Origin of the sequence: Methylobacterium gregans (assembly GCF_022179245.1) — a bacterium.
GTDB classification, from domain to species: Bacteria; Pseudomonadota; Alphaproteobacteria; order Rhizobiales; family Beijerinckiaceae; genus Methylobacterium; species Methylobacterium gregans.
On record NZ_BPQM01000081.1, the window covers coordinates 1 to 12736 of the forward strand.

At 67.7% G+C, this 12736-nt stretch carries 10 protein-coding genes; 3 read left to right on the plus strand and 7 right to left on the minus strand.

Annotated elements, in window-relative coordinates:
- The 3 genes from MFF54_RS16520 to MFF54_RS16530 form a co-directional block, all read right to left on the minus strand.
- Positions 1-1043 (minus strand): integrase arm-type DNA-binding domain-containing protein (locus MFF54_RS16520; protein WP_238303934.1); only part of this gene is annotated, 1043 nt, incomplete at its 3' end.
- Positions 1044-1425: 382 nt separating this feature from the next.
- Positions 1426-2001 carry a cytochrome b gene (locus MFF54_RS16525; protein WP_238303935.1) on the minus strand — a complete coding sequence of 192 codons (576 nt, stop codon included), beginning with the start codon at positions 1999-2001 and terminating at the stop codon, positions 1426-1428.
- A gap of 89 nt (positions 2002-2090) precedes the next feature.
- Complete coding sequence (locus tag MFF54_RS16530; RefSeq protein WP_238303936.1) at positions 2091-2702, minus strand: YceI family protein; 612 nt, start codon at positions 2700-2702, stop codon at positions 2091-2093.
- A gap of 120 nt (positions 2703-2822) precedes the next feature.
- Here MFF54_RS16530 and MFF54_RS16535 point away from each other — a divergent pair, with 120 nt between their 5' ends.
- Positions 2823-3761 (plus strand): LysR family transcriptional regulator, encoded by a 939-nt coding sequence (locus MFF54_RS16535; RefSeq protein ID WP_238303937.1) that lies wholly within the window; start codon positions 2823-2825, stop codon positions 3759-3761.
- Positions 3762-3843: 82 nt separating this feature from the next.
- On the opposite strand, the gene MFF54_RS16540 is transcribed toward MFF54_RS16535, so the two are convergent.
- The 3 genes from MFF54_RS16540 to MFF54_RS16550 all read right to left on the minus strand — a co-directional run bounded on the left by MFF54_RS16540 (position 3844) and on the right by MFF54_RS16550 (position 6637).
- Entirely contained in the window at positions 3844-4098 is a 255-nt protein-coding gene (locus MFF54_RS16540; protein ID WP_238303938.1) for a hypothetical protein, read from the minus strand.
- Positions 4099-4628: 530 nt separating this feature from the next.
- Complete coding sequence (locus MFF54_RS16545; protein ID WP_238303939.1) at positions 4629-5972, minus strand: sensor histidine kinase; 1344 nt, start codon at positions 5970-5972, stop codon at positions 4629-4631.
- Positions 5969-6637 (minus strand): response regulator transcription factor, encoded by a 669-nt coding sequence (locus tag MFF54_RS16550; RefSeq protein WP_238303940.1) that lies wholly within the window; start codon positions 6635-6637, stop codon positions 5969-5971. Before MFF54_RS16550 ends, MFF54_RS16545 begins: the two co-directional genes overlap by 4 nt.
- 140 nt (positions 6638-6777) lie before the next feature.
- On the opposite strand from MFF54_RS16550, the gene MFF54_RS16555 reads away from it, so the two are divergent.
- Positions 6778-7419 (plus strand): DNA-binding protein, encoded by a 642-nt coding sequence (locus tag MFF54_RS16555; RefSeq protein WP_238303941.1) that lies wholly within the window; start codon positions 6778-6780, stop codon positions 7417-7419.
- A 260-nt stretch (positions 7420-7679) separates the two neighbouring features.
- Positions 7680-9842, plus strand: coding sequence for a molybdopterin-containing oxidoreductase family protein (locus MFF54_RS16560; RefSeq protein WP_238303942.1), 2163 nt, complete (start codon positions 7680-7682; stop codon positions 9840-9842).
- Between the two features lie 802 nt (positions 9843-10644).
- Here MFF54_RS16560 and MFF54_RS16565 read toward each other — a convergent pair.
- Positions 10645-12714 (minus strand): response regulator, encoded by a 2070-nt coding sequence (locus MFF54_RS16565; protein WP_238303943.1) that lies wholly within the window; start codon positions 12712-12714, stop codon positions 10645-10647.
- Between the last annotated feature and the right edge of the window lie 22 nt (positions 12715-12736).

Consider the following 12736-nt stretch of genomic DNA (forward strand, 5'->3'; position numbering starts at 1 on the left):
CGTCGAGATGAAGGGCGGCAAGTCGGGCAGCCGCCCTTCATCTCGACGCCGGTCCAATTCGCGCTGAGCCAACCCGGCATCCCGTCGAGAGGGTAGAGGCGGTCGTGCCGGAGGATGGACGTCTGGAAGGTCCGCTGCCCCGTCAGGATGGTGAGCCACAGCATCGCCAGCGTGCCGGGCCCGGTCGCGTGCTCCGTCTGCCCGAGCGACCGATGCCGCTCGGCGAGGGCGAGCGTGCGTGCGAGCTCCTCGATCAGGGGGACGTGGTCGCGGGTGCCCGACTTGTACTTGATGGACCAGCGCTTCCACCACTCGTACTCGAACGCATCCAGCCCCGAGACGCCGGCGTTGTACTGCCAGGCCCACGACATCATCTCCTTACCCTGCTGGACGACGCGTCGAGCGGCCGAGACCGTGTTGCTCTTCACGACGGCGTTCCGAACCACCTCCAAGTCGGCGATCCGCACCTCGGAGACGAGCCGGTCCTTGATGCGGTCGAACGCCTTGTGACGCAGGTAGCTCTCGTAGTCCCGTCGGTAGGTTGGCTTGAGGTCCGGCAGCTTGGCAGCGAGGAACTCCTCGGTGAGGTCGCGCCATAGCCACGGCCCGTAGGCACGCCGGTCGGCCTCGGTCTGCGCCGGCGTGTCGTCCACCGCCGCGGCGACCTCAGCGGCCGAGGCTTGGTCCCCCGAATCCCCGAGGGACGCCTCGAACGCGGCGACCTGCCGCCGAGGGTCCCGGCCCCGCTTCAGCGAGATCCGCGCGAGGGCGGCCTGGTCGCGAGCCTGGTCGACCGTGATGCGGGAGGCTTCGCCCAGCCTGACCGTCGCGTGCTCCGTCTTGAGCATGAACGTCGACGCCGTCGGGGTGACCCTGAGGATGAGGCCCGCGGTCCTCGTGTCCGCGTACTCGATCCCGCGACCGGGGACGCGCCCCTCCTCGATCAGCTCCTCGCCGCGTTCGACGTGTTCCAGGGCCAAGGCCACCCGCTTGCGCGTGTACGCCGCCGGCTTCGCCTTAGCCTTCGTCGCCGCCTTCGCCATGCCTCGCCCCGGGCCCGTTCCACGTGATACCAGCCGATACCAGCCGCACGGGGAAACGATGCGCAACCGGGCTGGCTACGCAGGCGTGGGGATTTCGCTTGTGTTTTCAGTGGGCTGGTTAACGGATAGGAGCGACTTTCGTGGCGGAAATTCAGTCGAGGAACCAGCCTTCCAAGCTGAATACGAGGGTTCGATTCCCTTCACCCGCTCCATCCGCTTCCACTACGGTCGTCCCTCGACGCTGATGTCGCTGGGGACCGCGCCCTCGCTCTGACGGGGCACTCGCACAGGTCAGGATAGGACCGACCGCCGGCACGAACCCGGCTGCGCCCCAGTCCCGCGCTTCGGCCCGATCTCTGAGACGATCCAAAGATCGGCCAATCTACGGCCGCGTCCGCGCCGCGAGAGGGGCAGCGGACCGGCGATCCGGCAGCATGCCGCGCAGGATGCCATCCTTGTCGAGGAAGTGGTGCTTCAGCGCGATCAGAACATGGCCGAGCACCAGCGCGCCGGTTCCCCAGGCTAGAGTGACGTGCGCCAGCTTGGCGAGGTCGTACCATTCCCGCGCCGGCGCGGTCAGGGGCGGGAGCTGGAACAGGCCGAGCACGAGGATCGGCTTGCCGGCAACCGAGCTCCAGATCCAACCGGAGAGCGGCAGCGCGAGAAGCGCCGCCGCATAGAGCGCGAGATGGCCGAGCCCGGCGGCCCGCTTCATCAGCGGGCTCATGGTGCCGGGCAGCACCGGGACCGGGTGCGTCAGGCGCCACGCGACGCGCGCCACGATCAGGAACAGTAGGGTGCTGGCCAGCGCCTTGTGCGTGATGGTGAGGCCGTGATGCGGATTCCAGGCTTCGCGCATGTAGACGGCAGCCGCCCCGAGAAACCAGGCCGCGATCCAGATAGCCGCCATCAGCCAGTGCAGAGCCTTGGCCGTCGGAGTGTAGGATTGTGCGCTCATGTCGGGGTCCTCGGTTGAGGGCGGCGCCGTGGCTGGCCACGGCGCCGCTCGCGAGGCGCAGGGCGCCTCGCAGGGCTAGACGCGATCTCTCAGTCCTGGCGCTCGAAGGCGCCGGCGATGGTCAAGTGCAGCTGGTCGCCGATCAGCGGCACGTAGGTCTTCACGCCGAAATCGGAGCGCTTGAGCGTGCCCGTGGCCTCGAAGCCCACCGTGACCTTCTTGTTGAGCGGGTTGGTGCCGGCACCGATCAGGGTGACGTCGAGCGTCACCGGCTTCGTCACGCCGTGCAGCGTCAGATCGCCCGTGACCTTGGCCTTGTCCTTGCCCGCGGGCGTCACCTTCGTCGAGACGAAAGTCATCTCGGGGTACTTACCCGCGTCGAGCCACTGGTCGCCCTTGAGCTCGTCGGTGAGCTTGGCGCTGGTCGTCGCGACCGAGGCCACCGGGATCTTGATCGAGAGCTTCGAGCCAGCCGGGTTCTTCGGGTCAAGGACGAGGCTGCCGGAGACGTCCGAGAAGCCGCCGGCATAGTTCGAGAAGCCCATATGCGAGACGCGCCAGCCAACCTGCGTGTGGCTTGCATCGACCGTGTAGGTGCCGCCCTGGATCTGGGCCGGGTCACGGGTGGGGGCGGTCTGGGCCAGGGCGGGCGTCGAGAGGCATAGGGCGAGGCAGAGGATCGAGGCGGTGAGCGTTTTCACGGTGGTCTCCAAGGTGTCAACGAGGCGCCTGGCGCAGCCGATGCGGTGAGCCGGGTTTTGGCGTCATGCCGAGATCTAACCCTATTCCCCGTTCGCCGTGAGACTGCTATCCGGCACCACATGGTTGCCAGACTGGAAACCTTCGGCGGCGATATCCTCGACGTGCGGGCCTTCTGTGCCGTGGTCGACCTCGGCACGGTCACGGCTGCCGCGGCGAGCCTGCGGGAGACCAAGGGCAGCGTGAGCCGCCGCCTCTCCCGCCTAGAGCGGGCGCTCGACGCGCGCCTGGTCGCGCGCCACCCCCGGGCGGTCTCTCCGACCCCCGAGGGCCTTGCCTTCTACGCCAGGGCGAAGGAGGGCTTGGCGCTGCTCGACGAGGCGGCCGAGAGCGCGCGCGATTCCCACACTGTGCCCGCCGGGCACCTGCGGGTGACGACCTCCGTCGATTTCGGCATCGAGGTCATGCCGGAGATCGTGGCGAGCTTCCGGGCCCTCTACCCGCAGATCACCGTCGAGCTCCTGAACACGGACGGCGTCCTCGACTTGGCGGCCAACCGGATCGACATGGCGCTGCGCCTGGGCGGCGAGGCCGGCGACACGGGCTACCGCGCCGCCACGATGGCCGCGCTCTCAATTGGTCTGTACGCCTCGCCCGCCTACCTCAAGCGTCGCCCGGCCCCGGCGGGACTGCTCGACCTCGGCGAGCATGACCTGATCCTCGCGCGCGAGAAGCTTGCCCCCTCCGCGCAACGTCTCTCGCCCGACGGTCGGATCGAGCCGATCCCGCTCCGCCCGGCCATCCTCGCGAGCGACTTCGCCGCGGTTCTGAGGCTGACGCTCGCCAGCGCAGGCCTCGGACAGCTACCGACCCTGGTCGCGGCGCGCGCCGTCGAGGGCGGTGACCTCGTCCGTGTCTTGCCGGAATGGACCGCCGGTGGCGGGGCGCTCCGCGCGATCAGCATGGCCGGACGCGAGCTGCCGGCGCGCGTCCGCCTGTTCCGCGAGCATGTGCGCGGCGCCCTGGCGAGCCGCTTCGCCGTCGAGACGGACGCGCACTGAACCGGGCGGCCACGCCCGTCGTCAGGACAATACCGGGCGTGAGGAGCCCGCCCGGTCCGACCGCCCCGGACGATCGGGAGCCCTATCCGTCCGTCTCCGCCGATGGCGACGCAGCGATCTGCGCGGAAGCCACCATGGCGCGCGGATCGGGTCCGGCTGCGCCGGGTCTGAAGGTCGCGAACAGCGTCTGGCCGTCGATCCACGTCACATCGCACAGGCGATCGATGCGGAGAATGTCGGAGCGCAGATGACATGCCTGGACGGCATCGCGCCTCGGACCCGCGCCGATCCCGGATATCCGGATCGTTGCCCCGAAGCTGTGCAGCTTGTCGATCACACAGGACAACCACAGGTTGCTTCCGGAAAGCAGGATCGCCGCCGGGCGTGCTCTTCTGCGGTCGGACAAACGTCTGATGGGCACTGAGCGATTCCTGAAAATCGATGCCTGCCGGCGATGCTTCCGCTGCTTGAAGCGCCGACGCAACGCGCATCCACAGCAATTAACGGGCTTCTATAGAGTCATATTTCATCACATGTCCGTGACTATATCATTACTATACACAGGCAACTCGATAAGCTCTCCGTACTATATCGGCCGGTTATTTTGCACCGGTTAGCGCGAGTGTCGAAGCTCGGACGTTCACAATGCTTAGCCGGCATGCGTCCGGTCTCTCGGAGCTCGGGCTGCTTGGCGGTTCCCAGCGGACAAGATACCCCCAAGCGCAAGCGTCTCGCGCCGCTCCCTCCTCCGATCATCGACGCCGTTCCGACAGGCGTCCGGACGAACGCCGCCGTCGTCGCGCACTGCCCAGAAGGTGCTCCGCGGGCACCTGCGAGCCTTCGATGACGGCGCGGGACATCCTCATCTCAGGTCGGCAGGGTCAGCTGGACCGCAAGGCCACCCAAGTCTGCGCGCCCGAGCGCGAGGCGGCCCCCGTAGAGCTCGGCGAGTTCCTGGGCGATGGGCAGACCGAAGCCGTGACCCGGAAGGCTCTCGTCGAGGCGGCGGCCGCGGGCGAGGACGGCCGCCGCCTCGTCTTCGATCAGACCGGGCCCGTCGTCGGCGATGGTGATCCGCACATGGCCGCCCTCCGCGGCGGCGGAGATGCGGACCGTGCGGCGGCACCATTGGCAGGCGTTCTCGACGAGGTTGCCCAACATCTCGTCGAGATCCTGGCCGTCGCACGCGACAGTGATCTCGGAGAAAATCATCGTCTCGATCGCGACCGCCTTGTCCGCATGCAGGCGGGCGAGCACCGTGACCAGATCGGCGACGGTCGGCGCGAGCGGAACTCGGGTCCGCGACGGGCCGGTAACGGCGGCGACGCGGGCGCGGCGCAGGTGGTGGCGCACGCGCCGATCCATATCCGTCACGAGGCGGGCGAGGGCACCGTCGGGATCCGCATGGCGGTCGGCGACCGCCATGCCGAGCGTGGCGAGCGGCGTCTTGAGGCCGTGCGCGAGGTTCGCGACATGGGCCCGGGCATGGGTGAGATTCGCCGCATTCTGGTCGAGCAGCGCGTTGATCTCGCGCACGAGGCCAGCGACCTCTGCGGGCTGGTCGACCGGCAGGTGCGTGCGCTGGCCCGTCCGAACGGCGGCCAAGTCCCGCCGCAGGCGCGCGAGCGGGCGCAGGCCGAGCCGCACCTGCGCCACTGCGGCGGCTGAGAGAAAGAGTCCGAGCAGGCCGAGGCTGAGGGCGAGCGCCTGCAGAGCCTCCCGAACAGGGCCGCGCAGGGCGGCTTTCGGCGCCGAGACCGCGATGACCGACGGTGCTTCGCCCCCCGCGGCCGGCTCGATGAGGACGCGCAGGATCAGTGCCTCGCCCCAGGGCCCCGTGCCCTCCGCCGGCCGAGGGCGCCCGTCCCGGCCTGGACCGGGCTCCCGCTCCGCCAGGACGAGATCGCGGCCCTCCAGGGAGGCCGAGCGCAGAACCCGGTCGCCCTGGCGGACCTGCCAGTACCAACCTGAGCGGGGCCGGTCGAAGGGCGGCGCATCCGGCGCCGGCTCCCCCTTGCGCTCGGCGAGCGCCAGGACCCTGTCGTCGAGACGCCCGTCGATCTGACCGCGGACGAAGCGGTTGAGGATGAAGCCGATCGAGAGGCCCGCGACGACGAGGGCCGCGACCACGAGGCCGAGGGCGGCGAGCAGCAGCCGGCGCTGGAGCGAGCGCGGCCCGAGGATTCCGCGCAGGCGGTGCGCGAGCCTCACGCGCCGTCCGCCGGCACGAGGCGGTAGCCGTAGCCGCGCGCACTCTCGATGCCGGCCGGGGCGATCTTCCGGCGCAGGCGCGTGATGATGACTTCGACAGAGTTGGAATCGACATCGGCGTCGCCCTCGTAGACCCGCTCGATGAGTTGGCTGCGCGGCACCACCGCCTCGCGCCGCAGGATCAGGCAGGAGAGCACGCGCCATTCGAGCCCGGTGAGGCGCAGGGGCAGACCGTCCCGCTCGAAGGTTCCGAGGCCCGGATCGAAGCTCAAAGGCCCGCAGACCACGCGCGCCGCGCCGCCGGCCTGGGCCCGCCGCACGAGGGCGCGCAGGCGCATCAGCAGTTCCTCCACGCGGAAGGGCTTCACCAGGAAGTCGTCGGCCCCGGCCTTGAAGCCCGCAACTTTGTCGCTCCAGCCGTCGCGCGCGGTCAGGATCAGGACGGGCATCGTGCGGCCCGCCCCGCGCCAAGCCTGGAGCACGGAGAGCCCGTCGCCCCGCGGCAGGCCGAGATCGAGCACCACGGCGTCGTACGTCTCGGTCTCGCCGAGATGCTGCGCGTCCTCGCCGGTGGCGGCCTGATCGAGGGCGAAGCCCTCCGCCCGCAACACCTTGGCGATCTCGGCCGCGAGCGGCGCATCGTCCTCGACCAGCAGAACCTTCATCGGCCTCCCCCCGGACGGGCAGGGCCCTAGGCCGCGCCCTTTAACCGAACCTGAACGGCCCGGTTCAGAACGGGTTTCGCGCCGCGGCCTAGAAAGCTGTCGACCCGACGAGGGCACCATCGAGGAAGGATTTCAGACCGATGTCGAACGAGACCGCGAACGACTCTGCCGCCCCCGCCCGGACGGTGAAGCCCGGACGGAACAAGCGCCGGCTCCTCGCCGCCGCCGCCATACCGCTGGCGCTCGGCGCCGCCGGCCTGTCCCTGGCGCAGACCAACACCCTGACGGCGCCCCTAGCCCCCGTCGCCGTCTCCGCCATGGCGCCCTCCGCCGCCGTGGCCGCCAAGGGCGAGGTCGCCGAGATCTTCGGCAACAAGTTCATCCTCCAAGACGGCACCGGCCGGGCGCTCGTTGAGACGGGCCCAGCCGGCGAGAGCGGCATCCTGGTGAAGCCGGGCGAGAGCCTGACCGTCCAGGGCCGCTTCGAGAACGGGTTCCTGCACGCCCGGCAGATCACCCGCGCCGACGGCACGGTGGTGGCGCTGGGCCCGGCCGGCGGACCACCCAGCGGCCTCGACCGGTTGCGCGAGCGCGTCGGCCTCGGCGCCCAGCCCGACTCCGAAGCTCTCACGGGCCAGGTCCAGCGCCAGGGTTACACCAACATCCGCTTCCTCGGCCGCGGCCCGCGCCACTTCGACGTCGTGGCCAAGGCGCAGGACGGGCGCGAGCGGCTGCTCCATGTCGGCTTCGACGGAACCATCCGCGAGAAGCCCTCGCTCTGAGCGGAGCCCCGGGCAGTCGGGCCTGTCGCCGTTCGGTGCGAGAGCCGGATGCCGCGCGGCAGGCCCGGAGCTCCAGGGCGCCGGCGGTGAACCTTCCGACGCGGTGGCCGATGCCGGCCGCCGCCACCGGGATATCCGCCCCCTCTGGTCCGCCTGCGGGGTGGAAATTGGAATCGTTCGCAATATCGTGCATGTTCGACGCGCATCGAGCAGCTTCCCCGACAGAACAAGAGGGATGGACGCTCGACCGCGGAGGAAACATGAACGAAATCGTGAATCCGGAATCCCTGCTCGGTCCCGGGACCGAGAGCCTGACCGAGACCTTCTTCGGCGGCTGCCCGCACGATTGTCCTGATACCTGCTCGATGCTGTTCGAGGTTAAGGACGGCAAGCTTCTGGGTGTGCGCGGCAACCCGGACCACCCGATGACCCGCGGCGGCCTTTGCGTGAAGCTGAAGGATTACGAGAAGCGCCACTACCACCCGGATCGCCTGCTTTACCCGATGAAGCGCGTCGGCCCGAAGGGCTCGAAGCAGTTCGAGCGGATCGGCTGGGACGAGGCGCTGGACACGATCGTCGCGCGCTGGAAGGCGATCATCGACCAGTACGGGCCTCAGGCCATCGCGCCCTACAGCTACCTCGGCAACCAGGGCCTCGTGCACGGGCTGAACGGCGGCGACGCCTTCTTCAACCGGCTCGGCGCCACGGTGACTGAGCGCACCTTCTGCGGCGAAGGGTCCTGCACGGCCTGGCTCCTCACCGTCGGCCCGACTGCGGGGCTCGATCCGGACAGCTACATCCACTCCAAGTACATCGTCATCTGGGCGTGCAATTCGGTCAGCACGAACCTGCACCACTGGGCGATCGTGAGGGACGCGCAGAAGAAGGGTGCCAAGGTCGTCGTGATCGACGCCTACGCCTCCCGCACCGCCAAAGGGGCTGACTGGCACATCGCGCCCAAGCCCGGCACGGACGGGGCGCTCGCTATGGCGCTCATCAACTCCATCATCGCACAGGGGCTCGTCGACCACGACTACGTCGACAAACACACGATCGGCTTCGAGGACCTGAAGGAGCGGGCCAGCACCCGCACCCCAGAATGGGCCGAGGCGATCACGGGCGTGCCGGCCGCCGACATCCGCAAACTCGCCTACGAACTCGCCACCGCGCAACCGGCCGCGATCCGGATGGGCGTGGCGCTGGAGCGGCACTACGGCGGCGGCCAGACCATCCGCGCGGTCACCTCGATCCCAGCTCTGACCGGTGCCTGGCGCTATGTCGGCGGCGGCGTCACCCAGTTCGGCGTCTGGGAGCACCCCTACAAGTTCGACGTGATCTGCCGGCCCGACCTGATCCCGGAGGGCACGCGCGTCGTCTCGAACCTGCAGATCGGCCGCGCCCTCACGGGCGAGATGACGCTCGACCCGCCGATCATGTCGATGATGTGCTGGAACTCGAACCCGGTCACGCAGGCGCCGGAGACGGACAAGATCGTCGCGGGGCTGATGCGCGAGGACCTGTTCATGGTCTCGGCCGAGCACTTCATCTCGGATACCGCCTCCTACGCCGACATCCTGTTGCCGGCTGCGATGGGGGCCGAGATGGAGGACATGATCCTGTCCTGGGGGCACCTCTACCTCACCTACAACACGAAGTGTGCCGAAGCGCCCGGCGAGGCCATCTCGAACAACGAGATCTTCCGGCGCCTCGCCGCCCGGCTCGGCTTCGAGGAAGATAACTTCAAGTGGTCGGACAGCGAGTGTCTCGAGCACTACGTCGACTGGAACGCCCCTGCCTGCGAGGGCATCGACTTGGCCTACATGCGCGAGCACGGCTTCGCCCGGCTCAAGGTCGGCACGCCCGACGACAGAGCGCCCCACCGCGAGGGCAACTTCCCGACGCCGACCGGCAAGTGCATGCTGAAGGTCGAGGGCGCCACGAACTTCGTCGCCCCACCCTTCCGGCAGATGTACGAGGGGTTCCAGCCGGGCGAGGCCCTCGACCCGCTGCCAGATTATCTGGGACCGCGCGAATCCCACACGAACAACCCGGAGCTGGCCAAGCGCTTCCCGCTGAACATCGTATCCCCGAAGAGCCACTACTTCCTGAACTCCTGCTACGCGAACATGAAGGACAAGCAGAAGGGGCAGGGCGAGCAGTTCGTGATGATCAGCCGGCACGATGCCGAAGCGCGCGGCATCCAGGACGGCGACCGGGTGAAAGTCGGAAACGACCGCGGGGCCTTCAAAGGCGTGGCCCGCATCACTGACGACGTGAAGGCCGGTATCGTGGTGGCGACGCTGGGCTACTGGCGCCAGCTCAACGAAGGGACGGTCAACAGCATCTCGTCCGGAGCCTTCACCGATATGGGCCACGCCCCGTCCTTCTCCGACAACCTCGTGGAGGTTTCGCGGGCGAACTAGCCGGTTTGGAACGGCACGGGCGTCGCGCTTCATGCGGGCGCCCGCGACCGCTCGGGGACGCACGCAGAGTGCAAGGACCGGCGTCCCCGGGCCGCGGCCTGGGCAAAGCGGCCGATCCGATATAGGCGGGCCGCATTCCCGGCGCCCCCGAACCTGGCCCGGGACACGACGCTGCCCGGCTCGCGTGCCGCGTCTCCGCCGCGTCCCCTTGGTGTTCCCATCGACCCATCATCCGCAAGGCTCGAGGATGCCCGCATCCGCCTCTCCGGTGCGTCCTCTCGACGGCGTTGTCGCTGTCCTGCGTGAGACGGCGCGGGGAATCGCGGGCGCCGGTTCCGGCTCGAGGACTGCAGTAGGGGCCTCCGATCCGCTTCGCATGGTCGCCCCCGCAAGGGCGGCGAGTTCGTGACATCTCGCGATCGCTAGGACGAACAGCGGACAGAACATCCACCGGACCCTTGTAACGTGAGGTCTATCGGGTAGACACGCGACAAAGCGAATGCCGCGCGTCCAACTTCAAATTGCGCCGTCGCGACGACGTCGCCGATGCGATCGATTCCGACCCGCCGAACCAAACTTTGCTGAGTGCAAGTACTTCGGCCTCTTCCCGGCCTCTGGTTCTTTCGGCAGATGCCGCTCAGCGTTGGACGATCGCGCTACGATGCGCTTGCAGTCTTGACGGTTCGAGCCCATCCCCCTCCCGACCGTGAGCGCCGAACCTACGGGCGGTCGGTCTGGGGACTTCAATCGAAGCTGCCCGCCGGCCGCCGCACACTTCTGTGCCGATTGGCTCCTCGGTCGATCAACGCTCCCGATGACTTTCACTGCTCAGCACAGGATCACCCAGCAATTCGCGCAACATTTCGATCAAGTCGGTCGCGCGGTACGGCTTCTGCAGCAAATCGAAGCCGTTTGTATCTTGGTTTTCCTGGAGATAACCGGAAGACAGCAGAATTGGCATCTGCGGCCATTTTCGGCGAATGATGTGCCCCAAATCGATGCCGGTCATCGCGCCCGGCATATTCACATCACTGAAGACGAGGGCGATGTTTGGATCACTCTCAAGGATGCGTAGTGCCTCGCTACCATCATGAGCACTGAGGACCTTGAAGGCAAGCGACTCGAAAGTCGAGGTGACAGTATAGCGGACGTCGGGATCGTCCTCGACAATGAGAACGGCACGGCCTGCTCCGTCCACCGCATTTACCGTTTCGGCGCTCGTGCCATGGTCATCCGCTTCCGAAGCGAAACCTCGTTTGGCGAGCGCGGGCATGCTGATGACGAAGCGAGTGCCTTGGCCGGGACTGCTGTCGACCGTGATGATGCCCCCGCTCTGTTGTACGAAGCCGTAAACCATGCTGAGGCCGAGGCCAGTACCCTTACCGGCCTCCTTTGTCGTAAAGAATGGCTCGAAGACACGGGCGAGCACGGCGGGCGACATGCCCACGCCTGTATCGACGATCGAGATCTCTACGAAGCGCGTACCTTCACAGCCGTCCTGCTCAGGGATGTCTCGGTGCTGGATGCGAATGCCCAGCGTCCCTCCGTTCGGCATGGCGTCCCGCGCGTTCACGGCGAGGTTGATGATGGCCGCCTCGAACTGAGCGTGATCAACGCAAACATTCGGTAGCTCCGTCGCAAAGTCTGTGGAGATCGTGATTCGATCGCCGAGCGTGCGTTCGAGAAGTTTGATCAGGCCCGGCATGAAGCTGGTGAATTCCAGAGCCTTGGGCTGCAAGGGCGAGCGCCGCGAGAAGGCCAGAAGCCGGCTGGTGAGTTCGGCGCAGCGATGTGCCCCCTCGATGGCGCTTTCAACACGACGCAGAACCTTGTCATCGCCCTGCAGCGATCCTTTGACGAGGTCGAGGTTGCCGATCACGATGCTCAGCATGTTGTTGAAATCGTGCGCGATGCCGCCGGTCAGTCGACCAACCGCTTCGAGCTTCGAGGCGTGTTGCAGGCTGAGTTCGAGTTCCTTCCGCTCGGTGACATCGAACCACATACCGAAGAGTTCGGCGGCCGTATCCCCTTCACCATGATGCACCACGACCTGGTCAAGGATGTGCCGCTCCGCGCCGTCGGCGTTACGCCAGCGATATTCCAGCGCCACGGCGCCCACATCCGACACGGTACGCAGATCGGCAAACACGCGATCGGCGTCCTCCGGGTCGAGGCGGGTTTCCCACAGGCTCGCGGTCGCGAAGGCATCGCGCGAGAAGCCGGTGATGCGCTCGATGCTGTCGTTGGTGAAGTGAAGCCGTCTGTCCTCCACGCCGAGCGGAGCAGTATAGAGCGCGATCGGGAGACTGCGCAGCACCGCGGCCTGGTGCTCCTCGCGCCTGCGCAGGGCCTGCTCGGCCTCCAGCTTCTCGCCGCGCACGCGCAGATTCTCAAGCAGGAGCCGCTTCTCGGCAGCCGCCTTGTGTTTGATCTCCTCAGTTTTCCGGTAGAGATCAACGAAAATCTCGACCTTCGACTTTAGGACGAGGGGCTGGATGGGTTTGAATACATAGTCGACCGCGCCCGCAGAGTAGCCACGGAAGACGTGCATGTCTTCCTTGTTGTGCGCCGTCAGGAACAGGATCGGGACGCGAGAGCTGCGCGAGCGGCTGCGGATCAGGGCGGCGACCTCGTAGCCGTCGATGCGCGGCATCTGGACGTCGAGCAGGATGAGAGCGAAGTCCTCCCGCAGCGTCCGGCGTAATGCCTCCTCCGGCGAGGCCGCCAGGACGAGATCGAGCGCCGGGTCGGCGAGGATCTCGGAGGCGGCGAGCAGGTTGCGCCGGTCGTCGTCGACGATCAGGATCTTCGCCCGTATCGGATGCAGATCCGGGGACGCGGCCTCCGTCCCGTCTCCAGCGTTCGCGCCCATCGAAGGGGATGCCTCCGGTTGC